General features: G+C 41.8%; 22 protein-coding genes. 4 read left to right on the forward strand and 18 right to left on the reverse strand.

What is annotated here, in order from left to right; all coding sequences use genetic code 11:
• Window positions 1–2: 2 nt before the first annotated feature.
• The 7 genes from GGD38_RS08545 to GGD38_RS08575 form a co-directional block, all read right to left on the reverse strand.
• Window positions 3–815 (reverse strand): hypothetical protein, encoded by an 813-nt coding sequence (locus GGD38_RS08545; protein WP_375298424.1) that lies wholly within the window; start codon window positions 813–815, stop codon window positions 3–5.
• A 41-nt stretch (window positions 816–856) separates the two neighbouring features.
• Window positions 857–1,585, reverse strand: coding sequence for a M48 family metallopeptidase (locus GGD38_RS08550; protein WP_375298423.1), 729 nt, complete (start codon window positions 1,583–1,585; stop codon window positions 857–859).
• Window positions 1,585–4,725 (reverse strand): type I restriction endonuclease subunit R, encoded by a 3,141-nt coding sequence (locus tag GGD38_RS08555; RefSeq protein ID WP_375298422.1) that lies wholly within the window; start codon window positions 4,723–4,725, stop codon window positions 1,585–1,587. Before GGD38_RS08555 ends, GGD38_RS08550 begins: the two co-directional genes overlap by 1 nt.
• 107 nt (window positions 4,726–4,832) lie before the next feature.
• Window positions 4,833–6,071: a restriction endonuclease subunit S gene (locus GGD38_RS08560; RefSeq protein ID WP_375298421.1), complete on the reverse strand. Its 1,239-nt coding sequence runs from the start codon at window positions 6,069–6,071 to the stop codon at window positions 4,833–4,835.
• A gap of 2 nt (window positions 6,072–6,073) precedes the next feature.
• Window positions 6,074–7,051 (reverse strand): virulence RhuM family protein, encoded by a 978-nt coding sequence (locus tag GGD38_RS08565; protein WP_375298420.1) that lies wholly within the window; start codon window positions 7,049–7,051, stop codon window positions 6,074–6,076.
• A gap of 73 nt (window positions 7,052–7,124) precedes the next feature.
• Window positions 7,125–8,648 (reverse strand): type I restriction-modification system subunit M, encoded by a 1,524-nt coding sequence (locus tag GGD38_RS08570; RefSeq protein ID WP_375298419.1) that lies wholly within the window; start codon window positions 8,646–8,648, stop codon window positions 7,125–7,127.
• A 2-nt stretch (window positions 8,649–8,650) separates the two neighbouring features.
• Window positions 8,651–9,286: a restriction endonuclease subunit S gene (locus GGD38_RS08575; RefSeq protein ID WP_375298418.1), complete on the reverse strand. Its 636-nt coding sequence runs from the start codon at window positions 9,284–9,286 to the stop codon at window positions 8,651–8,653.
• 139 nt (window positions 9,287–9,425) lie between these two features.
• Here GGD38_RS08575 and GGD38_RS08580 point away from each other — a divergent pair, with 139 nt between their 5' ends.
• The gene (locus tag GGD38_RS08580; RefSeq protein WP_375298417.1) at window positions 9,426–10,007 is read left to right on the forward strand and encodes a hypothetical protein; all 582 of its coding nucleotides are present in this window, start codon (window positions 9,426–9,428) and stop codon (window positions 10,005–10,007) included.
• 2,664 nt (window positions 10,008–12,671) lie between these two features.
• On the opposite strand, the gene GGD38_RS08585 is transcribed toward GGD38_RS08580, so the two are convergent.
• The 5 genes from GGD38_RS08585 to GGD38_RS08605 form a co-directional block, all read right to left on the reverse strand.
• Complete coding sequence (locus tag GGD38_RS08585) at window positions 12,672–13,430, reverse strand: metallophosphoesterase (RefSeq protein ID WP_375298416.1); 759 nt, start codon at window positions 13,428–13,430, stop codon at window positions 12,672–12,674.
• An 83-nt stretch (window positions 13,431–13,513) separates the two neighbouring features.
• Window positions 13,514–13,690, reverse strand: a complete 177-nt coding sequence (locus tag GGD38_RS08590) for a YciI family protein (protein ID WP_375298415.1) — start codon at window positions 13,688–13,690, stop codon at window positions 13,514–13,516.
• On the reverse strand, window positions 13,680–14,882 hold the full coding sequence (locus GGD38_RS08595; RefSeq protein WP_375298414.1) for an RNA polymerase sigma factor: 1,203 nt from the start codon (window positions 14,880–14,882) through the stop codon (window positions 13,680–13,682). The genes GGD38_RS08590 and GGD38_RS08595 overlap by 11 nt, the downstream gene beginning before the upstream one ends.
• A 13-nt stretch (window positions 14,883–14,895) precedes the next feature.
• Complete coding sequence (locus tag GGD38_RS08600; protein WP_375298413.1) at window positions 14,896–15,237, reverse strand: YciI family protein; 342 nt, start codon at window positions 15,235–15,237, stop codon at window positions 14,896–14,898.
• Window positions 15,238–15,294: 57 nt separating this feature from the next.
• Window positions 15,295–15,696 carry an ester cyclase gene (locus tag GGD38_RS08605; RefSeq protein ID WP_375298412.1) on the reverse strand — a complete coding sequence of 134 codons (402 nt, stop codon included), beginning with the start codon at window positions 15,694–15,696 and terminating at the stop codon, window positions 15,295–15,297.
• Between the two features lie 178 nt (window positions 15,697–15,874).
• Here GGD38_RS08605 and GGD38_RS08610 point away from each other — a divergent pair, with 178 nt between their 5' ends.
• Window positions 15,875–16,309 carry a hypothetical protein gene (locus tag GGD38_RS08610; protein WP_375298411.1) on the forward strand — a complete coding sequence of 145 codons (435 nt, stop codon included), beginning with the start codon at window positions 15,875–15,877 and terminating at the stop codon, window positions 16,307–16,309.
• A 40-nt stretch (window positions 16,310–16,349) separates the two neighbouring features.
• Entirely contained in the window at window positions 16,350–16,745 is a 396-nt protein-coding gene (locus GGD38_RS08615) for a hypothetical protein (RefSeq protein WP_375298410.1), read from the forward strand.
• Window positions 16,746–16,770: 25 nt separating this feature from the next.
• On the opposite strand, the gene GGD38_RS08620 is transcribed toward GGD38_RS08615, so the two are convergent.
• From GGD38_RS08620 to GGD38_RS08630, 3 genes are all read right to left on the reverse strand, one after another.
• Window positions 16,771–17,235: a hypothetical protein gene (locus tag GGD38_RS08620; RefSeq protein WP_375298409.1), complete on the reverse strand. Its 465-nt coding sequence runs from the start codon at window positions 17,233–17,235 to the stop codon at window positions 16,771–16,773.
• Between the two features lie 139 nt (window positions 17,236–17,374).
• The gene (gene dinD, locus GGD38_RS08625) at window positions 17,375–18,055 is read right to left on the reverse strand and encodes a DNA damage-inducible protein D (protein WP_375298408.1); all 681 of its coding nucleotides are present in this window, start codon (window positions 18,053–18,055) and stop codon (window positions 17,375–17,377) included.
• 167 nt (window positions 18,056–18,222) lie between these two features.
• On the reverse strand, window positions 18,223–18,369 hold the full coding sequence (locus tag GGD38_RS08630; protein WP_375298407.1) for a hypothetical protein: 147 nt from the start codon (window positions 18,367–18,369) through the stop codon (window positions 18,223–18,225).
• A 146-nt stretch (window positions 18,370–18,515) separates the two neighbouring features.
• On the opposite strand from GGD38_RS08630, the gene GGD38_RS08635 reads away from it, so the two are divergent.
• Window positions 18,516–18,959, forward strand: coding sequence for a hypothetical protein (locus GGD38_RS08635; protein WP_375298406.1), 444 nt, complete (start codon window positions 18,516–18,518; stop codon window positions 18,957–18,959).
• A gap of 232 nt (window positions 18,960–19,191) precedes the next feature.
• On the opposite strand, the gene GGD38_RS08640 is transcribed toward GGD38_RS08635, so the two are convergent.
• The 3 genes from GGD38_RS08640 to GGD38_RS08650 are packed head-to-tail and all read right to left on the reverse strand — an operon-like array spanning window position 19,192 to window position 24,643.
• Window positions 19,192–19,698 (reverse strand): lipoprotein, encoded by a 507-nt coding sequence (locus tag GGD38_RS08640; protein WP_375303790.1) that lies wholly within the window; start codon window positions 19,696–19,698, stop codon window positions 19,192–19,194.
• A 27-nt stretch (window positions 19,699–19,725) separates the two neighbouring features.
• On the reverse strand, window positions 19,726–21,399 hold the full coding sequence (locus GGD38_RS08645) for a SusD/RagB family nutrient-binding outer membrane lipoprotein (protein ID WP_375298403.1): 1,674 nt from the start codon (window positions 21,397–21,399) through the stop codon (window positions 19,726–19,728).
• Window positions 21,400–21,409: 10 nt separating this feature from the next.
• A complete protein-coding gene (locus GGD38_RS08650; RefSeq protein ID WP_375298402.1) occupies window positions 21,410–24,643 on the reverse strand; it encodes a SusC/RagA family TonB-linked outer membrane protein in 3,234 nt (1,077 codons plus the stop codon).
• Between the last annotated feature and the right edge of the window lie 82 nt (window positions 24,644–24,725).

A 24,725-nucleotide genomic window follows, 5' to 3' on the forward strand; every position in this document is an offset into this window, starting at 1 on the left:
ATTTAATCATTTAAGTCTATTGGCAATGGTTTATTTTTAAATAAGGTTTCAAATTTCGATTCATTGAAATCCGTATGCCTATCTTCTGGAATTGAAATATTTACTTGTTCTAAATATTCATTAATCACTCTTACCTGAGAAAAAATGCTATCCTGACGGCTTCTCAAATTAGTAGTATTATAAAAAGCCATTGATTCAAGTACATCTCTGTTTTCAACGAATGTTTGCATTTGGGCATACGCTTCAGCTAATTGTTTAGCAGGCGTTATAATTGCGTACTGAAAATATTCGTTTAACAGGCTTAAAACTTCTCCATGAGTATATCTGTTCTGCAATATATCGGGATCTCTTTCAACCAGAAGCTGACTAAAAGCTTTTCGATGGTCGAGATGCATAGCGTTTAACGCTGTTCCCATTATTGTTCTCGATAAAAATATTTGATCCTCTACTATGGCAAGAAACTCCAACTCCGTTAATTTATAATACCTTTTATTAAAAAATTTATACAAACGGCTTCCAAAATTTTTGATTCTTGGGAAACTAAAAACATAATCTTCAACCTCTTTCTCTTCTCCAAAGCTTCTAATAATTTGAAGTGTAATTGAAATAAAATGATACTCGAAGATACCCGCATTTTTTCGCTGGCTAATTCGAGATATTTTATAAAGGTGGGTAAATAACCTCCTTCGAGAGTTAAATTCATAAAATATAACTTCATCGCCCACCTGCCCTTTAAAATCTTGTTTTTGGTCCCACGAGGCTTGTACCTCTTCTCCTCGCAGATTAAATATGTCATTATTAAATAACCAATACATAGGATTGTCATTTCAAACTACTAAACATCAAAATACGCAAATTATTCGAGTATCCTAACGATATGTAACCGGTTTTTTCTCTTTTCCCAATCCTCTATATAACGCCCTAGCATATTGTAAAACTTAGGCCCATGATGAAGGTATTTTAAATGACAAATTTCATGCACCAATACATAATCTATACACTGAATCGGCGCTTGTATAAGAGACAGGTTTAATATTATATTCCCAGCTTCAGTACAACTACCCCAGCGCTTTTCCAACCGACGGATCATTAACTGATTAACAGCAATCTTTTCTCTTTTCAGAATATAACTATACCGTTCGAATCGCTCCTGAAATATCTTTTTCGCTTCCAGCCTGTACCAATTTATTATTAAACTGGCAATGTTTTTCTGATTGGATTTGTTTTTTACAATAGCTTTTATATATCTACCATCCTTAATTATCTCTTCACCTAACCCTTCTAAAACTTTCAATCGATATTTCCTGCCCATGTAATGAAACGTTTCACCACTTACATACTCGATCTTTCGATGTAATAAAGTTGCTTCATACGATTCAAACTGTCGAATTTGCTTGCTGATCCATCCTGCTCTTTTGCCTACTTTTTCCAATACTTTCTCCAACGACGATTCGTATGGGGCGGTTATAGTTACCTGCTTATCGGGAGTTACTGCAATACTTAATGTTTTCTTATTTTTATACTCCAGTATAAAAGGAATGCGGGTGGTACCATATTCTATATATAATCCTTCGCTTCTCTTCATTAATACACTTTTTTAGCTACACCTATACATCTTTCAAGTATTTTATCTAACAAATCATAATCCATTTTTATACCCCACCTAGCCGATTCACGAAGCAGGTAGTCTTCCATATCATTCATCATTTTCTTTTTTACATCATCGTTGCGGTGCCAGTCCCTGATCAATAACGATGAAATAATCTCTGCTATGCTTACACCGGCCTGGGCCAGAGATTTGTTCAGCACTGGGCTTATCTTAAAACCTGCCCCCTCTATATCTTCACGAAGAATACCATAAAATGCGCGCGCCTCCGGTTTGCCCTGTACTTCTGCAGGCACTCCATCCGGGCTACCCTTAAGCATTTCATCCCTTATTTGTATCTGTTTAGCCAAATACTGAGATTCATTGATTCGCTTTTGCATAAAAGCCTGGATAACTTTGTCAATCATATCAGAAAACCGTTTGTAATACACCGGGTCTTCTTCCATTTTTTCGGTGGTTACCTTTTTTGTTGCATAAGCAATTGCATCTGCTTTTGAGGCAATGGATCCTGTTACACGCTCCACTTCTTTTTTAAACGACTCTTCATTGAAAATGTTAACAGGTTCCGTTATCTGATCCATACCCTCTGCACTTACATGCGTATCAAGTAGCTTTTGAATACGTTTTTCATACTCCCTGAAATCGATTTTCTCGGCATATCGGTGCTGTACAGAAAGGCGTAAAGAATTGTAAAATTTAAACTCATTCACAAAAAACGCCACCTTATCACTCGGAAATATCTTATCCAATTCGTCGCTGGCTGCTAAAGCTGTTTGGAGGTTGCGGGCAAATGCGGTTAACTTTTCGCGAAACAGATCACGTTTATCCTTTGGCGCCAGAAACCGCTCTAATGCTTCTTTGTCATCTTTCTTTTTGACTTGTTTAAAAACATCCAGCAAATCGGCATGTCGTTGGGGCAACTTCTTTATTTCCTCCGCAACACTAATTAAGCTGCCTTCTAAATCATCTTCATCAAACTCACTCAAGGCTGCATAATGGGTCAGGGCCTCATCCAGTTCCCCCAAAATACCGATATAATCTATTATATACCCAAAGTCTTTTCCTTCGTATAAACGGTTCACCCGCGCAATGGCTTGCAATAAATTGTGCTCAGCGAGCGGCTTGGCTAGATATAAAATGGTGCAATTAGGCGCATCAAAGCCTGTCAATAATTTCCCTACAACAATCAACAACTCTACATCTTCACTCTCTTGTTTGAACGCTTCAATTGTTTTCCGTTCATATCCATCCATGCCGCCGGGATATTCCTTTGACGTTTTATCCCACCATTTCTGAACTTCTGTAGTGGGTTCTTCATCCACCTCCTCATTGCCTTCCCTGGTATCGGGCGCTGAAATGATCACGCGGGCATTCACTTGCAATTTTGGGTTGATCTGATTCTCAAAACACCGCAGGTACTTGATAGCTGTTTCACGAAGTGGTACTGCCAGCATAGCCTTAAACCCTTTGCCCCTCCAGTTTTCACAATAATGTTTGCAGATATCGTAAGCGATTTCTTCCACTACCTGCTGACTTTTGTAAATCTGCGTTATAGACGCAAATTTCTTTTGAAGTTCCCTGGTTTGATACACAGGCAGCGGTTCACTAACCCGGGAGAATTCTTTATCTATTGCGCTTCTATTGACCGATAATTTGGCAGACCTGCCTTCATATAAGAGCGGCACAACAGCTTTATCGCGGACAGCTTTTTCGATGGGGTAATTAGGAAGAATGAAACCGCCGAACTTCTTAGCTGTTGATTTTTGGTTATGCATAAGCGGTGTTCCGGTAAAGCCAATATAGCATGCCTTAGGCAATACCTTCCTCATTTTAGCATGCATGCTACCGTACTGGCTGCGATGGCTTTCATCGACCAGTACAAAAATATTAGCTGACTCATTTACTATGTCGCGCCGGCTTAAAGCGGCATCGAATTTATCAATTATGGTAGTTATAACCTCAATTCCATTATCATTGATAAGTTCTGCCAAATGGGCACCGCTTTTTGCCTGTACAGGATGCTTTTGACAAGCCGTAAAAGTCTTGGTAATTTGATTATCCAGGTCAATACGGTCGGTAACGATGATAACTCTTGCATTTTTAATATCCTTTTCAAGCGACAAGCATTTGCCCAGCATTACCATCGTTAAACTTTTGCCACTTCCCTGCGTATGCCATACCACACCGCCTTTGCGTTGACCATCTGAATTAAACTCTTTTATCCTTTGCAAGGCATTCATAACAGTAAAGTATTGCTGGTAACGGCATATCTTTTTTATATTTCCATCATAAATAATGAACTTGTATGCCAGTTCAATCAAACGATCTTTACGACAAAGACAATAAAGTATTCTGTCTTGTATAGTAGGCAACCTGTCTTCCACACCTTCCTTTGTTCCCGGCACCGGTTTGTTTATGATGGATTGCACTTTGCCTTCTACATCAGTTTGTTCTTCCCATATTGACCAGAATTTTGGATGGGTGTTAATAGTAGCATATTTCACTTCATTAGGATGAACAGCCAATAATAATTGAGCATAGTGATACAGCTTGGGTATACCACTGTCCTTACTCTGATTTCTCTGATGCTGGGAAATAGCTTCGTCAATAGAATGGTTATTATCTCTTCTTTTATTCTCGATTACAGCGAAAGGGATACCATTGATAAACAAAACCAGGTCGGGCCTGCGAGTTTCATTAATACCCTCCACAACAAACTCATCGGCTATATGATATACATTGTTCTTTGGATTTTCCCAATCAATATACTTTATGGTAAAGCTTTTACGATCGCCTTGAATGGTTTCTTCAAAACTTTTACCAAGGGTGAGCAGGTCATATACTTTTTCACTGGTACGTACCAGCCCTTCATCGGGTACATTCTTTATAGCATGTATGGCCGCATGAATATTGCCATCAGAAAATTTATACTGGTTGTTTTTATACGTAAAGGAATTTAATGCTTTCAGTTGCTGCTCCAGTATAACCTCCAGGATGACGTTACCCTTGATTTTACCCCGTTGTTTTAGCGCTTCTTCTTTGGAGATATACTGCCAGCCCAATTTTCGCAACAGCAATAGGGCGGGCGATTGAGAATCGTTTAACTCAGCATAGCTCATAAATGTAAATTGTAGGTATGTGTTGAAGTATCGAAAATAACCACTACGTCGCCTTCACCATTTTGATCTTATTTTTCCCTATCGCTTTGTTGATATCAATATAATGCTTACAACTTTACTCTTTTTTTACCGGTTAGGAGTTGTTGCATAAGGCCTTGTTTTTGGTGTTTTAAAAACTCTAGTTGAGTTTTAAGCCCTTCGATTTCCTTATCAATTAATAGAAAGAAATTTGCAATCTCTTTTTGTTCCGTTATGTTTGGAGAGACTGAAATAAGAATATTTTTAAAATCTTCCAATACAATACCCTTTACTGTACTGCCATTTCCTAACCTTTCTATTTCAGAAAAATTATTTTGAAATGAGTAATATAGAAATTTTGTATCAAAATCCTCATGAGGAATCAATGCTTTCAAATCCTGGTTAATTGCAACATCTACATTAAAAATTACGGATTTGCCAACTGCCATGCGTGTTGAGGTAATCAATGTTCCTTTAGGAATTAAATTTGAAGCGCTGCTTTTCAGTCCTAGCTCAGTTATAGTTTCTTGAGTTTTCGAAGCGTCGAAATTCGATAAATCCTTTACAGTTGCCCAGTAGATTGATCCATTCCAATATTCAGGCCTATCCCTTGAAGGCGTACCACCGCCTATGATTTTCTGAAATACCGATCCAAGCTTTATTCTTTTCCAATTTCCATTAAACCCCGGCAATCTTTTTTTACCGGTAAGCAGTTGCTGCATTAAGCCTTTTTTGAGTTGTTGTTTGGCAGCTATAAGTTGAGTGAGGGTTTCGATGGATTTGTCCCAAGTCGATAATATATTTTCGATTTGATTTTGCTCTGACAGAGATGGTATAGAAATATAAATGTTTAAAATACTATCATTCGAAGTGTGCCTTACAGTTGTACCAGTTGCAGTGTTCTTGATCGATTTTAAATAAAAATCTGATAAAAAAAAATTATACAGAAACCCTTTACTCACAGAACTATTAATAAGTACTTTTCCAATCCGTTGATTATGGAGAATACTTTCATGATGATTAACAATAGCAGGTTTGCCTAATAAATTACACTCCTTTGTTAAGTCGGTCATAACTATAACTAAACTCCCATTTTCTAATATTAAACCATCTGAGTAATTTCCCGAATATCTTTTAATGTTACCTTCATTAAAATAAAGACCGCCCGTCAAATTGAAATTCCCAGGAGTCAACACGATTGGGCCTTCATTAGAAAAAAACTCACTTTCAAAAGCAAAGCCGCTCTTCAATAAAATGATTTCTTTCAATTTTTTAACACCCCAATCCTCCGGAATCCATCCCAACTCTGTATGTTTATATCCTTTCATATTTATTTTTTATTTGGCTTAGGCAATTTTTTTATCGCTTTATCCAATTCATCAACCGTATTATCAGCAATCATTTTCTGATATTGCCTGTATTGTTCCAATGCATGTTTCTCAGCCTGGGCATGGCTTACTGTTCCTTTGTGCTCCAATATTTCCCGATCGTTCAATGTTAAAAACCCATGCAACTTTATTTGCCAATCAGCCATATGCATGGATTTTCGGTTCATGGCCTGTAATTCCGCAAACTCCAGGTACTGGTTAACAATTCGATTTAATTGATCCAGCTCGTTAGTCGTGAGGTAATTTTTGGCAACTGTTACATCCTCTTTCTTAATTTGTTCACCCGGCCAGTTAGTTAGTCCCATATTAGGCTGACCCGCATCTGCCCTTTCTCTTATCAATTCTGCTGCCGTATGAGCATGTATAGCCCAGTGAAACTTATTTTGCACCGTCGCAAAAAAGTCTTTTGCTTGTTGAGTAGCGTGATCGTAATCGACACTCGTTGCAAATATGTCGCACACCTTCCGGTAAAACACTCGTTCACTACTTCTAATATCCCTGATTCGGGCAAGAAGTTCGTCGAAGTAATTATTCCGGGCTTGTTTTAGCCGTTCATCGTCGAGCACGAAACCTTTAATAATATACTCTTTTAATCGCTGGGTAGCCCAAATACGGAAATGTGTGCCTACATGTGATTTTACCCGGTAACCGATTGATATTATGACATCCAGGTTATAATGAAGCGTTTTGTATTTTTTGCCGTCAGCAGCAGTTGTCAAGTATTCCTTGACAACTGAATCTTCCTGCAACTCGCCCTCACTAAAAATATTTTTAATATGTAAGCTAATGTTTTGCTTAGTGGTTTGAAACAAATCAGCCATCTGTTGCTGACTGAGCCATACCGTTTCATCCTCAACCCGTACATCAACCTTTGTGTTGCCGTTTGGTGTTTGGTAAATTAAAAATTCACTGTTGTTCATGGCATACTGTTTAGGCAAATACTTTATTAGTAATAACGTTTTCCTGACATCAGGAAAACATTATTTATTCAACTCATTTATACCCTAACTCCTTCAGATATTTATTCATCTCCGCTTTCACTTTCACCAGCTCTTCATCCAATTCCTCAATTCGCTTTTGAACCGCAGGAATATCAATTTCCTCTTCCTTTTCAAACGTATCTACATAGCGAGGAATATTCAGGTTAAACTCATTCTTTTCTATTTCTTCGAAACTAGCACGATGAGCATACTTTTCTACTTCACCCTCACCTTTCAAATACTCTTTGTAGGTATCTACTATACGGCTGATATGCTGCTCGCGTATGGCATTTTGTTTTTTACCACTTTCAAATTCCTTGCTGGCATCTATAAATAAAACATCCGTTGTTTTCTTTCCTTTATTAAAAAGAAGAATGGCAGCCGGAATACCGGTACCAAAAAACAGGTTAGAGGGCAAACCGATCACCGCTTCCAGCAGGTTATCCCGCACCAGACTTTCCCTTATCTGCCTTTCACTGCTACCCCGGAATAATACCCCATGCGGTACAATAACCCCCACTTTACCTGTTCCTTCCACAGCTGTATCAATCATGTGCAGCACAAATGCGTAGTCTCCTTTTGTTTTTGGCGGCACACCGCGTAAAAAGCGCTTATAGGTATCATGTGCTGCACGTTCCGCTCCCCATTTATCTAACGAGAAAGGTGGATTAGCGACTACTATATCAAATTTCATCAGGTGATCGCCTTCTATTAACAAGGGTTGATTAATAGTATCGCCCCACTCAATATGTGCAGCATCCATTCCATGCAAAAACATGTTCATCTTTGCCAGCGCCCAGGTGCTGCCATTACTATCCTGACCATATAAACTACAATCCCTTAAATGTGTACCTGGTTTAAACGGCACTTCCTCTGCTACCGTTATCAACAATGAACCTGAACCACAGGTAGGGTCACAAATACGATCACCCGCCTTCGGCATCATAAGCTTTGCTAGTAACAAGCTTATTTCATGCGGAGTAAAAAACTCACCACCTTTTTTACCAGCGCCGCTGGCAAAACGCTCAATCAGGTACATGTAGGCATTACCTATAATATCTTCACTGCCAATTACAGAGGGACGAAAATTAAGCTGTGGTTTATCGAAATCTTCAATTAGGTTCTTTAACCTGCGATTACGATCTTTTGTATTACCCAACCGGTCAGAATTGAAGTCGATGTCTTTAAAAACACCTTCCATCTTACTCTTGTTCTCGTCTTCAATTTTCTCGGTAATCTTATTGATCAAAGTACCCAGATCAGCATCATGTTTATTTTCAACAATGTAATCGAACGTGCAATTATCCGGCAATACAAACCGTTCGCGATTCATTTTTCTGCGGATCAGCTCATCATTATCACCAATTTGTTTTTTATATTCCTCGTATTTATCCTTCCATACATCACTCAGGTATTTCAGGAACATGAAATTGAGGATATAATTTTTATAATCGCTGCTATCTAGCGTTCCCCGGAAGGAATCGCAGGCAGCCCATAACGCGGCATTAATTTCGTCTTGCGTAGGTTTACGGCTCATTATTATTGTTCGTTAAGATGATTATGTAATGTATGTTCTACCAGCAGCCGGATATTATTTTCATATTCGGCGGCCAGGCCCTTATATAACTCGTATTGATTTACCAATTTCATCATTAATGCCTGTTTTTCCAAAGTAGGAACAGGCACACTTAATTCATCAATCGCTTTTTTTGATAGATTCAACGTAGTAGTACCAGCTCGGTGCATATTGAAATATTCCTGCGCTTCTGTGCTATTAATATACCAGGCTAAAAACGCAGGCTCTAGCTGCCCTTTATGCAAACGGATTATTGTAAACGCCGATACTGCGAGGGCAGGTTCGTATTGCCGTTCATATAACAGCGCTTTATTAGTACTGCCCTTCGTTAACAGTAAGATATCACCTGGTCGGAGTATTTGCTTTTGGGGAACGTCCGGCGATGAGATTTTAAAGGGCGGATGTTTTATGATTACGCTTGGAGTGATCGAGAGATCTTTCAATTGGATTAATGTGAATTTACCATGCGGGTCATGCTCCACTTTTTCGCGGAGTGTATGTCCCGTAAACACATCTGCTATTTCAGATAAATTATATCGCATAATCACTATACAGACAAATATAACAACTACTATTTTGCTGCGCAACTGTTTTTGCATCTAAATTTGCAGAAATGCTATACAGACAAGCACGATAACATCACACTAATTTACCATTTACTTTCAATTTATTGAATATCAGATCAAAAATATTGATACTGATCAAGTATGTATTTTCTCATCATTAAACTTTTTTGTCATGAAAACGCAAAATAATCACCCTCTTTGGCTTAATCAACCCCTTCGCCTCACCCCAAATCAAACCGCCAACCCTGAATTAGTCCTCGATGACTTCTTCCAATCCTACCACCTCCAGGACACTCGCACAATCCTTTGGCAATGGCTCAAAGAAGTCCTTTCCAGCCCGCGTGAATCAATCAACGACCCACACGCCCGCAACAACGACATTTTCTTTTATGAAAAACTCGAATCCCTCATAGAAGCAGCCTGGGTAATGCGTAAGGGAAACCTCCAACAACCTAAGTTAGCAAGTGAAACACCAGCCAGACCTATAAACTCTCCTAAAACTAGGGAAGAAAAGCCCTCTCGTTTCTCCAAACCACCCCGCCTCATAGAAAAAGCAACCTCGCAGCCAATCTCGGTAATCAATGAGGTGTTCGACCAGGTTACCCTGAGCGACCTCAACGATTACCTGCTGCCCAACTGGCTGCGGGTTGCTGTTATTAATACTCAGAATGGGCGGGAGATCTTGTATGAGTTCTATGAACAGTTGACGGCGTTTGTTACGCAATTGTACGTGCTTCGGAAAACAGGCAACTGACCAATCTTTCAAGCGCTGTTACCGGCTTCTTTCATCCCGATTTCCTGGAGGCAGGTGTTGGCCATGATAACAAGTATCCTAACGGCTTCCCTGGCAAGCCTTAATGGCGTATAGCCACGTGCTTTGCCTCGGTAGAGGCCGCCTATCGGTTATATACCGACACGCAGACACAATGCATATTAAACACATCGCTTCAACAACCTGTTGAGGTTGCTTAATAAACTGTTGAACTCTGTTTTGCTTTTATGTTGAGATATGAGGGGAATGATCTGCCTACGGCAAGGCAGATGCTTTGAAATCCATTTAGACTCTTCCTAGAATGTGCTTAATCTGTTTCGCAAATTGCAAAGAACCGCGAATTAAGATAAGCTATGCCTTTGCTCTGTCCCGAAGAAAGGCAATAGCATTCTAAAATGTCTCAAACATGTCAAAGATTCTTTAGCGTTATGGGAACGCTTTCATTAACCGTTCAAGGGTTTCCTGTTAACAGATTGGTTTTCCGGTCTTCCTGGGGGACCTATATCGTTATAGAAACCGATCCTGGTGCCTACATCCATTCAATGCAGCTCACATAATACATCAAAATCCTTGCCCTTTGTTCAAAAACGAACTTGATATTGATCAAGATCGCTTACATGAATGCGCGTACGCATTTAAACTACTGCCGCTTCGTTCCAGGTTCGTTCTTCGGCTACTCTTTTGCTACCCCAAAACAATCTTTTTCCCAGTGAAACACTACTTTTTTACCACCCTTTTACTACCCTCTGTCATAGGGAAAACGGTAGCAAATAGCTAGTAAAAGGGTAGTCCCGGAACGGAAAAAAGGTAGGGAAAAGGTTAACTTCGAACGAAGGAAGAACGAAGAAAGATCGAAGATTTCAAGTCACGTTACGTAAACAAAACACAATACCTTTCTCGCAGTCCGTTCCCGACCTCGTCCCAGACTCGTCCTGGACTTGTCCCACACTTCTCCCGGATTTCCCAGGTTTTACAGAACCTGCGACAATCCCGGGAGAAAGACGGGAGAAGTATGCCATCAGTCCAAAACAAGATCAGGAGAGCGGCAGGTTAATTGAGGTTAAACTAAGGTTCCGGTAAGGTTGTAATTAGGTTTGAGTGCCCTGCAGAGGCAACAAAGGATCACCCAGGGGTAACCGCAACCTTTAGCCAACCCCAAACAGGTAACAACATAGGAGCACCTGAGGAGCACGCGGGGAGCAACAAACGGCCTGTTAAGGGCATCCGGAGAGCAACAAGGGAGCAACAAGCCATTTCAGCCAAATTGCAAATCAGGTATTTATAAAACAAGGGGAGCAAGCAGGGAGCAACAGACGCAGCAAGTTACTTTCGTTTCGGGGCTGCCCAGCCATAGTATTTGTCAAGCTGTTTCATTTTGTCGGCGCCAAATCTTGCACTTAATAGATCACGGTGATCAAAATAAACATCCTTTTTTATCCAGGTTGTAAATTGACTAAACACCAGTTCATTGTCACCCAGGTGCTCGTAAAACGATACGCCGGCGGCATTTGAAAACGGCAATCGGCAATCGACAATCGGCAATAATACCTGAAACCTAAAGCTCGCTAACCTAAAACGTAGAACGGAAAACATTAAACGCCTTACTTGCATCTTAATAACTATTTTCAGGCACGCTAAATTTTAATAGGCAATCCCCGACTTCATCGATGCAGGCTCTGAATCAGTCAGGATCCTCAAACTCCTTTTTCAATTCTGGCGCAATCTCAATTGCCTTTTGTCGCCATACACTCATTTGTAAAAAGCTTTTCGTGTTTTGTAAATAGTCACTAAAGTTACTATCAGGCAACAAGTAAATAAAAGTCCATATACAGGTTCCGACTGCTCATGGTGAACCGTTGCTGATGCTTCTTCAAAGTATCTTCCTTCTGAGTTATAGGCATACGTTAAACTTTTTACGAATATAAATCCAAGGAATATTGTAAGTAAAGAAAGAATAATTGTCACTATGGTCATTACCAGCTTCATGCAGCAATATTGAATTACCAAATGTAATGCAGACATGATGAAGTTTACTCCAATTTATTCGGCAACCCTTTTGTTACCGTTTGTGTTTTCTTCGGGATTTGTTCGGGATTTGTTTGACTTTCACTGGAAGCGACCCGAAGAACGCCGAAGAAAACCCGAATAAAATTAAAGCCAATCTGCCATTCTAACCAAAGCAGCTGTCTTATACTGAAATCATGTTCGTGTCTGAACCGTACCAGCTTCGTACCTTGTTCGTAAGTTGTTCGCAAATTTGCAATGAAGACCCAGTGCAGTCTCGAAGAAAATACGAACAATTTGCGAACAAAGATGGACTTCAACCCAGCTTTTCCTTTGCTTTAGCGTTATAGAAAGATTTTAGCCTGGCCATTGAGGAAGCTGGCAAACCAAGTTGATTGAGAAGATCACGAGGTTTCTATATCGATATAGGCAATTAGAAAAGATACTGCGGCCTGGCATAGAAGGCGTGAAAGTGGACTAAAGACTGCCTTTACACAACTAAAACTTAGGGTATAAATAGCCTGTTCCTAGGGTATTCCTAGGGTTTTGTATGTTATGTTGTGGCAAGGTTTGCCCTTATGTTTGCCTACGTTGTGACTATGTTAGCCCTATATTGGGGCTACCTCGATGCTCTGTTTGCAGTTACACCTCCACCACCGCCTCCCTGTTAAACCAATTGTTCTCCCCGCGTTGCACATAACCCAATTGGTTAGTCAGCATGGTAGTGTTGCCGATGGTAAATGAAGGAATGTTGTAATGATGGTGCCCGTAAATCCAATACCTGGCACCGGAATCGCGAACCAGGTCAAACAACTCGGTAACAAAGGCACCATTGACCGGACTGTTCTTATACCTGTTGGGATAGTTTTGTTTGGTAGGCACATGGTGAGTGACCACAATTCTATTTTCAGTACTTGTTTCTTTAAACGCTTTCTCCAGGAAAGCGATCGACTGGTTATGCAGTTGATTGAACTCGCGGGTGGAAAATCGCCCTCCCTCCCATTCTATATTGCGAAAATCAGTAACGCTTCTTTGTATATCCAGTGCATGCAGTACCTCTATTTTGCTCCACAGTGTGGTACAAATGAAATTGACACCTTTGTAATCCACCACCTGGTTATTTACCAACCAAATATTGCTGCGCAGTTTCTCCAGCAATGGATTAGCTATCGTTGCAGCATCGCCGCCAAAATACTCATGATTACCGGGCACCCAATACACCTGTTCAAAATGATCGGCTATAATGTCAATAAACTCCGTTTCCTTTTTTTGCAGCGTAAATGGAAGAATATCACCAGCCAGTATCAATACCTCCCCCTTTGGTTTCAGCGGGTACTTTTTCATATGCGCCGCATTGGCGGGCATCTCCAAATGTAGGTCGCTGCAGTATTGAAGTTTCATTGAATGAAAATAGGGAGTATCACGAACTAAACCCAAAATAATACAAGTACCCCCAATTTTCATTAAAGTTTCAGTATAGCAAATTAATTCATCGCCTTCAGCTTTCTTACCTCCAATTGAAAATGATCGAGCAACGGACAGGTTCTGGCAATTTCAGTAGCTTCATTTATATCACTGGCGCTTATGATCACATAACCGCCTATCATTTCTTTTACTTCCATAAACGGTCCATCACTTACCACTTCTTCTTTATTCTTCAATAATCGTCACTAATTTACCTGCATCCATAAAATGCTGCCTGCTTAATGCAAACCGGCCATCCTGCTTATACAATTCGCCCAGCATAATGTGGTAAAAAAGATTTGAATTCATATTTTCCTGTGCAAGCAGAAATTTTATAGCTGCGGTGGGCCCTTCTATTTTTGACAATACATATGCCCGGTTTATTTTTACAACAGCAGATGCATTAAACAATAATAACTGATCATACAACCATAACGTGGCCAACCAGTCGATGCTGGCCGCTGAAGCAGATAAACTGTAATTGGCAGCAATCATGGCCTCAATATGATAGGCCGTTACCTGATCGCCGGCCATAGATCTATTCAGGTAATCGGCCCCCTTTTGAATCAATTGACTGTTCCAAAGGTTTCTGTCCTGCTCTTCAAAAGTGAGCATCTCGCCCTGCGCATTTATCCTGGCATCGAACCGGGAAGCATGAAAACACATTAAGGCCAGCAATGCATACACCTGCGGAGATGCTGTTACCGGGTGCAGCGCCAGGTTCTCACACAAGTATATGGCCTCGCTGCAAAGGTCCTTGCGCATTACACTTTCATCGCTCAACGAAAAATACGACTCGGTAAAGATGAGGTAAATGCACTTTAATACCGATTGCAGGCGATGCGGCAGTTCATCTGCTGCCGGCACGTTGATAGCCTCTTTACCTAATTGCCTGAACTTTTCACGGGCCCTGTACAATCTTTTTGTAATGGTTTCTTCGTTGGAAAGAAAAACCCGGCTGATCTCTTTTACACTTAAACCAAACAATGTTTTCAATATAAAAGCGATCTGTGCCGGTTTTGCCAGTTCAGGATGGCAGGATGCAAACATCATCCTGAGCTGATTATCTTTTATTTCTTTATCTGAGAACGATTTTTCCACCTCACTGCCTATTGTCCATTCCGATAATAAAAGCGGCGACAATTCAACCAGCTTTTTCTTTTGCCTGATGAAATCGATGGTCTTATTTTTAACCACCCGGTACAGCCATGCCCTGGGGTTCTCAGGTAACTGAAAACGCCATTGGTTAACCGCCGCCATCATGGTATCCTGTACAATATCTTCAGCAACATTGAGGTTTACTGCACCCAACAAGTGAATTACCGAAGCAAGCAACCTGCCTGATTCTTCCCGAAAAAGATTACCGGTGATCTCATCACTTTTCATCATGCACTTTCGATGATTACATTTTCTGTATAGGCCGAACTTCTATATTGCCGTTCATTTCAAATACCGGACAGGTTTTTGACAGGTCCACAGCAGCCTCAACATCTTCAGCATTTATAATAAGATAGCCACTTATCATTTCAGGGCCTTCGGCAAACGGACCATTTGTAACCGTTGCCCCTTTATCATAAACCACCCTGCCCGTTACATCGAGCGGTTGCCCGCCCAGCAAATGCCCTTTGATGGCCAGTTCCTCCATCCACGCCCGCCATTTATTCATATGTTGCTGCATTTCGGTAGGCGATGCCTGGGAAACCATATCCTCAACGCCTCTGAAAAGGTATAAGAACTCAGCCATAATTAGTGTTTTTAAAATGAGCCTATATCAATGGTCCTTACTTAAAGATACTTTCTTTTAAGCTGGCACTGCGCCAATCTGCGTCATGATCGACATGGGATTCATTTCAAAATATTCTTCCACTACTTTTCCATTTACAATGTGCATCATATCTAACCACGAAAATTCAACCTGTTTACCTGTTGCTGCCATGCCATTGAATTCACCGGTGTGTTTACCCGCCCACCGGCCGCGGGCTGTTACCCATTCGCCTTCTGTAATTACCTTATCAACATGATGTTTGCCCTCAAAGGATGCCGTCATCATTTGCATCATGCCCAAATGCTGCTCAGCATTTAAAGGTGCCGGCGCCATGGGATTATTAAATTGATGTTCCTTATCCATCAACTTTTTAAGACCGTCGAACTTTTTGCCGTCTATATGTGCAAACCAGGTTGTTATGAAATCTTTTGGTGTCATGTTATTTACTTTCGATTAAAATTTGAATTACACCTATAGAGTCGTGGCCATCCCGGAAATATGGACAACGGGATGAAGTTTTTTTTGCCGGGGCGGGAAAAAACAAATATTTCCTCCAAACCCCTTGACATTCAAATATCTCCGCCCTATATTTACGGTCCAATATCCCAATTACCCTATGCTTCACGCTCCGGACCCTTACTACATTAACGAACGCCAGCTGTTTGGCAACTGGCAGGTGCCCATATACCCCCTCGAATTTGCCCTGCTCGAGCACAATGCTGCCATGCTGAAAAAATACCTCGATGCCGGCGCCAATCCCAATATTGATATCGGCGGCGGCTGGACGCTCCTGCACAAAGTGTGTGCCTACGCCATCGATAGCATGATCCAAAACCAACGAAACGAATTCTATCCCGAATTACTGGAAATTATGCAGCTGCTTGTTGAAAACGGCGGCGACCTTCATAAGAAAAACGACAAAGGCAAAAAACCACTCGACATAATAAACTCCTACAATTACGATAACAAACAACAATGGCTTGCCGTGGTAAATTTGTTCAGATCGGCCATTCGAAACATTGATGATCTAATTACTTATCAGGGTGCCTAAAAAAATAAAGATTCCGCAACCTATCAACGAAAAGCACTTAATGGGTATTTACACATCGCCCATATACCCCCTCGATTATGCCATTATCCAGCGCGACGTTGAGATGGTTGAAAAATTCCTTGAGGCAGGCGCCAACCCAAATATTGATCTCGGTAGTGGCTGGACGCCCCTGCATACCTGTTTCGATAGCGCCATCGATGGTATGAACCAGGATAGTCGCAATACGCCTTACCCCGAGATCATCAAAATAATGAAGCTGCTGAAGAAACACGGCGCCAGCCTTGACAACACAGACGAGCGCGGACTAAAACCACTCGACATCATCAATGAATATGCCTACGATCGGGATGGGTTTAATACACTTCTTTCATTATTCAAATCGGTATACCGCAATATTGAGGAACTGATCGTTTATGATGGTTATATAAAAGATTAAAATGCCTGGGTTGAGGATACCTGGTTTAAAAATCATCTTCAAATGATAATTTATACCCGAAGTGAAATGTTTCCGCAAACGTTTGTTGTGAATCAAAGGTGATCTGCAAATTCAGGTCTTTGTACAACCAAATGTAACCGATTGTTTGAACCCAATCCATTAAACAAATTAACTCTATTATTGGCTCTACGCTATCAGGCGTTCCCAGGTATTTTTCTATATACTCGCGTTCTACCTGTAACTTGTTAATGCCAAACCCAACTACCAAATCAACTATTACATTAAACCTAAACCCCTCACAAGTATACTGCTCTTTATTTACCTCCAAAACCGGCTGTGTTATTTCATACTTAATATGCTGCTGATTCAAAATTAACTCCAGCTTTTCCCGACTGTCATCTATTGCCACTCCATTAAGCATAAACGAAATTTCGTCTTCTTTACCTACCTTTTCCATCCAGGCTCTATCCAATAATTCAATACGCGCCATAAGTCTTAATTACTTTCAGCGACCAAAATACAATTACAAGTTAATAAAACAAAAAGGCCACTGCTGAACTGTGGCGAAAGAATGCAAAGAAAAAACCATCTGATAATTTCAGATGGTTAAGTCGCTTATACATTAGATGCTATTCTATGGGGCTTTGTCCTTTTAAGTCTTTAGTTTGCACATTAAGCCCTGTCATTTCAGCAGCCAGGTCCTTGGCCTTTATGCTTATAGTAGGTAGAAAATCTGCTAATGGACGGTTATCAGGAATACTGAGCTTGACCTTTAATTGCACTGTTGAAAGCTTAAACAAAGCCTGATCTCCTTTGGAACGTATAACGGCAAAACCTTTATCATCCACCCCACGTTCGTACAATATACCCGATAACTGCTTCTCCGTTTGGCTAAGCTTTTCCCTGGCCTTTACTCGTTCGTATTCCAATAAACGCTGCTCTACAAGTTCTGCTCTACGGGTTTGTACAGCAAAATAGGTTTGCGCAAATGCAATTTCCTGCTTTCGGCTATCGCCGTTTTGAGCAACTAAATAACATGCATAACGGGTAAGAGCCACATCATCAATCATTTGTTGCGCTCCCTTTCCTGCCTCGATCACCTTCCTGACGTCAGGAAAGTGATCATCCCGGTTTTCACCCGCATTTGTACAAGCTTCACGTGCTTTCCCTATCACTTTTTCGAAATTCTCCCACTTATTATATCCAAGCAGTAGTTGTAACTCCCTTGCACTCCAACATTCCACGTTGTTAATTTCATAGCATGCAGCTTCAAATTTCTCAAACAACTCCTTAATTAAATCTTGTTTCATTTGATTCTTTTTTGGTTATTGAATAATCCATACTATGAAAACAACTATAATAACACTTTGTACTATCCGAACACGGTTTGACTATAGTCAAGTTTTTAACAAATCAAAAGCCATCCATCCGCCTTCCAACAAATGAACGGCCCATTGTAAGGGTTCTAAAAACTCTTTCAATATGTCCACCGGGGATCGCCTACTGTACTTCCACTTGTACTCGCCGCAAACACCTGATGGTACTGCGGCAGGGTACTTAAACTGAAATTGTTGATGGCGGGCGTAAAACCAAGGTCGGGGTTGAGCGGATTGGCAACCGCCAAACCAGTTAGGTTAAGCGCTGACCGCCGCGCGCAATGAGTAACTTAAAGTAGTTGTTGTTGGAAAAATACAGAACAGCGTATTAAGAAGATGTTCACAAAACAAAAACTATATTTATGATGTACTAATACTCTTAAAATAAAACCCTATGTCAAATCTTCCTGATCTGACCAGAATAAACGAACCCGGGCTTTTTGGAAGATGGAAAGCTCTCATGTACCCAATAGAATATGCCTACCTGGAGAATGATCCTGCCATGTTACAAAAATTTATAAATGCAGGCGCAGATGTAAATATCGATCTCGGTAGGGGCTGGACACTTTTACATGAACTTTGCGCCACAGCCATCGACGCCATGATCCAAAACGACCGTGATGATTTCTATCCTCATCATTTGAAAATGATAAAGATCCTATTAAAAAATGGTGCTGATCTGCATAAAAAAGATATCAGAGGCGACAAGCCTTTGGATGTAGTAAATGCATATGGTTACGAAACCAAAGAACAATTTGATAAAATGGTGAGCCTCTTCAAACCAGCCATTCCCAATGCTGCTGATCTGATTTCTACTGATGATATTACATGGTTGTAAAAAACCAGCCCCCTCCAAATGGAGAAGGCTGGCAGGTGAACTGAACTTCTAAAAAGAGACTCTTTATATATATTAATGACCTGTAAGGTGCGCCATTTGAGCTCGCTTAATCGTTAAGTTAATGCGCTCCTGACAGGTCGGATTGATAGGCGCAGGATTCACAGGAACGACCTGTCAGGTCCAATACGACGTTATAATTGTTCGAGCCACTGTGATGGACCTTACAGGTCTTTTACTTCACCGTAAACCGCACATACTCGCCAAACCCAATCACCGACATACCCTGCACGCCCGACCCGGCGCCGGCACCTGTTATTGGAAATGCTTCATACTTCTTATCACCTACATAAATATCCGGGCCAAAATCGTAGGTATCGTCTACAGCAAGCGCTTTTCCAAACAAGGTTTCCAGGTCTGTGGCTTTAATCGAAAAACTGAATGGCAGTGATGCCACATCGGCTTTGTATAATTTTACATTGCTGGCCGACCCATTCTTCCGCACCACCACATCTATCTTTGCCGGTGCCTTTGCATCGGCAAAGTACATAGCCACTTTTAGTTTTCCCTCAAACGCCCCCTGGTTACTTAATGTAATAGTTGCGGCCGTAGCCCCGCTTTCAAGGTTTGTGGTTATCACAGGTACATCTTCAATACCTACTCTTTCGGGTATGGGCCCATCATCTTTGGAACAGCCGGATAGTAAAATAATAGCAGTGAATATATTTATTATTCGTTTCATGATTTGTTGTTTGATAGTTAATGAACATTATGGTTGCCAAAATACTTTAAAGTTCTCCGCTACTTTTTGCGGTGGTGCATTTGCGTTCAACCCAATTTCAACAGTACTAAATGGCAAACTCCAGGGATACTTTCTGTCGTTCGATACGGCAGTTACTTTTCCATCGGGTCCTGTCACACTGGTTACAATTCCCTCAGGCGCCGGTGCAAACAATACGGGATATTTTGTGCGCCGGTAATCGGTATAATTATCAATTGGGTTCTCTATGCGATTGATCCATTTCTCGGTCATTATATACTCCAGCTTTTTTGCATTATCGCCCGCGTCATAGGCTGCCAGTACGCCGTCTTTATAAGTTTTGGTAGCAGGCAGTGTGGCAATCAGCGGTACATTTTGCGCGGCCCCCGCAGACCCTGGTTTTATAAAATTGACGATCACATTATCTACATGCGCAAAGGTGGCATCCAACGCCTTGCTGAACACGTCTCTTGCATCACCGGGCGCCAGTCCGGCATGTATCAGTTCGGCTTCCAGGTATAGCCTGTCGGCATACGTAATAAATTCATGTGGTCTTGCGCCTGTTCCCGCATTTTGCGTTCCAAGGGAGTTGACGCTTTTGGCGGCACTGTCGTTAAAGCGGCCACCTGCGGGATAAATGCCCATTAGGGAATAGGTCTGACTGTTCGATCCATCGCGGCATGGGCCATTACTTCCAAACAAAATGGAAACAAAACCACCATCGCGGAATTCCGTACAATTCTCAGGTGTAGGATTTGCACCACCGGGCGCCGATTTCTGATTATAGACATAATATGGAACTCTCGGATCGGCCAAACCGGTGAGGATATTTGGATTTCTTCCTTTCATTATTTCATACAACCAGGGACTGAATAGTTGCCCGCCCCGTTGTGTTGCGGTATAATCGCCATAAGCCGGATGCCTGTCGTCTGTATTACCTATTGGCCCATAAGGCATCATAAAACTTTCACTCTGGCTATTGATAAGCGAAGCGGGTGCAGCCAGCAATGCGGTTACCTGTTGCTTTACATCCTGCACCAATCGCGTTTGCGTATACAGTTTAAGTTTAATGGTATTGGCCGCTTTGATCCAGTTGGCGGTATTTCCTTTGTAGATATAATCATCGGTACCTGGTTTCGACGGATTGAATGCCGGGTTGTTGATATCGGCAATACCTTCATCGATCAATTTAAAAAGCTGGGGATAGATCTCTGATCCTTTATCGAATTTGGGTTGTCGAATACCTTCATCAAACCGGTCGTATTCTGAAAAAGGAACATCGCCGTACATATCTACCAGCAGGCTCACCGTGTATGCTTTCAGTATTTTAGCTATACCCGCATATATAAACCGGTCTTCTGAAGGAGCACGTTTAATGATCACATTCAGGTTTGAAATAGCCGAATAAAGTTCGTTCCAACTGGCAGCGCCGGCCCCATACCTGTCGGCCCCAATACGGCCAGTGAGCTGATGTACATATAAAGACATGTTATTGCCCAGGGTAGAACCCAGCGCTATATTATTGCAAATGTTACGTTCGGCGCCACTCAACACCAATGAAAGGTTCACCGAGGCTGGCGTTGGGTTGTTTACGTTCTTATTTACATCGAGGAACTTTTTACAGCCTGCGCCTGTTACCAGCAGCGCTAATGTTATATAGTGTATAAAGTATTTTCTTTTCATAGTAAACATATTAGAAAGTGATGTTCAGATTAACGCCATATCGTTTTGTGCTTGGTGCTCCACCGGTTTCAACACCTTGTGTACCTGCACCAACAACCGAAGTGATATCGGGGTCGAAGTTTGTATACTTAGGCAGATTGGGCGCCAGGTACCAAAGATTGCGTCCGTTTACAGAAAGCGTAACAGCCGATAATTTAAGCGCACCGGCCCAACTTGCAGGCAGTGTATAACCCAAACTTATTTCCCGCAGCCTGTATACAGTACCGTCGAACACCGCATATTCAAAAGCGCCGTTGGTAGCGAAGCTGGCGCCGGTACCCGCAGTAAAGAAAAGATCATTAGTAGTAACCTTTGTTTGGTTGGGCACTGTTTTACCATTCACCAGCAATGGCACATAGTGGTTGAGGCCATCGGCCCCTGTTACCGGTGTAGAATTACCATAGATACCAGTGATAACGGCATTCTTCTCTCTATCCTCTGTATCTCTTGTAACACCTCTTCCCAACATGCTACTGATTGTTTCAGAATAAAAATGTCCACCCTTTGTCATATCAAACAGCACATTCAATGTAAAGCCCTTGTATGTAAGCGTATTGGTTATACCGAGCTTATAATCGGCGTTGGGGTTGCCCACCATCTGATCGTTGGGATCAACGAAAGGCATACCCGAAGTTGGGTTGATCAACAATTGACCATCTTCCGAACGCGCGCTTTTTGAACCGCGTAAATAGCCATAGGGGAAACCGGCTTCTATCCAGTTATAACCACCCAGCTGGCTGCGGGTTAATCCTTCAATCAGTTTCTCTACCGTGTTCTTGTTCTTTGTATAAATGCCGCGTACATCCCAGCGCAGGTTGTTGGTAACAACGGGGCTTACATCCAGTGCAATTTCCCAACCCGTGTTTCTGATCTCACCCAGATTGGTATAGAAATTACTATAACCGGTTGTTTGCGGCAGCGTGATAGCATATATAAGATCAGTACTTTTTTTATCGTACCAGGTAACTTCAAAACCCAATCGCTGGTTCAGGAAACGCATTTCGGTGCCCAATTCCAGTTCAGTAGTAAACTCAGGTGTAAGCTCGGGATCGTACCAACTGCCACCTCTTGTAGCAAAGGGCTGACCAAGAAAACCTGCAGCATTTAAATTAAAGATAGGTTCGCCATTGTGTGGCCCCGCATCGTTACCCACGCGTGCATAACCGGCACGCACCTTTCCATAATTGAACCAGTGCGATTTAAGATTGAACGCTTCTGACCAAACAACGGAACCGGAAATACCGGGGTAAAAATATTGTGCATTCTTATACGGAAGCGTGGAGGTAAGGTCGGTTCTTCCCGTAAGGTTTACGAATGCAAAGTTCTTATATCCCAAACTCGCATCGCCGAAAAAGCCCACCAGGCGTCTTTTGGTCCTGTAATCACCGTCGGCGCTGAATGTTTGCCGGCGCGTATTGTTCAAACTATACAAACCGGGTATTACAAAATCAACACCGTATACCTGTTGGTGACGGCTGTTACGTTCGTTCACATCGCCCCCGAGGGTAATATCGAGACTAAAATCTTTCATCACTTTCGGACTGATCACTGCCACCAGTTTACCTTGCAGTTCCTGTTGCCTGTCCACTACTTCGGTAATGGTGCCTAATGCATTATCGGCGCTTCCGTATGATGATTTGTCAATCACCTGGTCGCGGTACAATGCATAATTATTTACACCGGCATTAAAATCAACACGGAACCAGTTATTGAATTTATAAGAAGCCCTGACGTTTGCTACTAAACGGTCTTCGAAAGAAGTGATCACGTTGTGATAAGCGCCCCATACGGGGTTCGTATACTGTCCGTCGTTAAAACCAATTTGTGCGCCTGCTTTGTTTTCTGAGGGCCAGCCTGTAATATCCCAGTTGCGGGCCATGGTATATGTTCTACCCCATTGCGATAAAAAGCTTTGCGCCGCGCCAATAAATCCGCCCACCTGTTTCGACCGCGCATACGATGCGTTGGCGCCTATAGTAAGGTTACCAACAGCCGTTTGTCCGCCAACACTCACATTACTTTTTCTGTAGCTTGAATTGGTGATATAACCTTTTTGATTAACCTGCGACAGGGTAAGATTGAATAATGATTTTCCTTCGCCACCGCTAAGTCCAACCGAATGCTCCATCAGGTTACCCGTATTGAACATGGAAGAAACGTTATCCGGAACTGCCTTATATGCCAACCTGCCATTGGGAAACAGTTCGGGATAGGCAGCAAACATACTTGCCCAGGTAGTTGCGGGAATAGAATCGATGCCCGATGCTGATTTACCAATAATTTGACCGCCGGCATCGTAGATAACACCTTTTCCAAATTTGGCGCCCCAGCTACCATTGCTCGCCTGTGTTCTGAAGTTTGCGCCGGCACCATAGAGATTTTGAAACTCGGGAATATCAGCAACTTTTTCTACACTATAGCCACCACGATAAGTAACCGTTAATGGTTTAGCGCCTTTTTTGGGATTGCCCGACTTGGTAGTGATCAACAATACTCCATTGGCCGCCCGTGAACCATATAACGAGGCCGCAGCAGCGCCTTTCAGCACACTGATAGATTCAATATCATTAGGGTCGATATTATTTAAACCGGAACCATAGGTACCGCCACCAGTAAAAGGATTTGACGTATTCACCAGCGGATTGCTATAAGGTACACCGTCCACTACGATCAAAGGTTCTGCACCACTGAAAGAAGCAACCCCTCTTATTTGAATACGTGAAGCCGCACCCGGCGCACCCTGACCGGCCCTGATATCAACACCGGGTACTTTACCAGCAAGGGTGTTGAGAATATTGGGTTCAGATTTTTGAAGCATGGTACTGGGATCAACTTTCGATACCGCATAACCTAATGCGCGTTCGGTACGTTTAATTCCCATGGCCGTTACCACCACTTCCGACAGATCGGCTTTTGCAGGAGCAAGTTTAATTTCAAGTGTAGTAGCCCGGCCTATTATTAATTCATGGGGAGCGTAATTGACAGCAGATACTATAAGTACATTGCCCATAGCAGCCGTGATGGTGAACTTACCATCGGGGTCAGTTGTAGTACCGGCTTTTGTTTTTCCTTTAAGAACAATGGAAGCATAAGGAACAGGCGCTCCTTTTTCGTCTAATACCCTTCCGGAGAGGGTTAAGGTTTGGGATTTACTGACGAATGCGCATAGCATGGCCAGTAAAAAAACGGGAAGTTTTTTTCTCATGTGACTTTAGTTTATGGTTTTTGATCCTGACTGAATTTAATGAAAATAACTCATGATAATTACAGTTATTTAGGAAAAACAC

The sequence above is a fragment of the Niastella sp. OAS944 genome (assembly GCA_024809215.1).
In the GTDB taxonomy this organism is placed as follows: Bacteria; Bacteroidota; Bacteroidia; order Chitinophagales; family Chitinophagaceae; genus Niastella.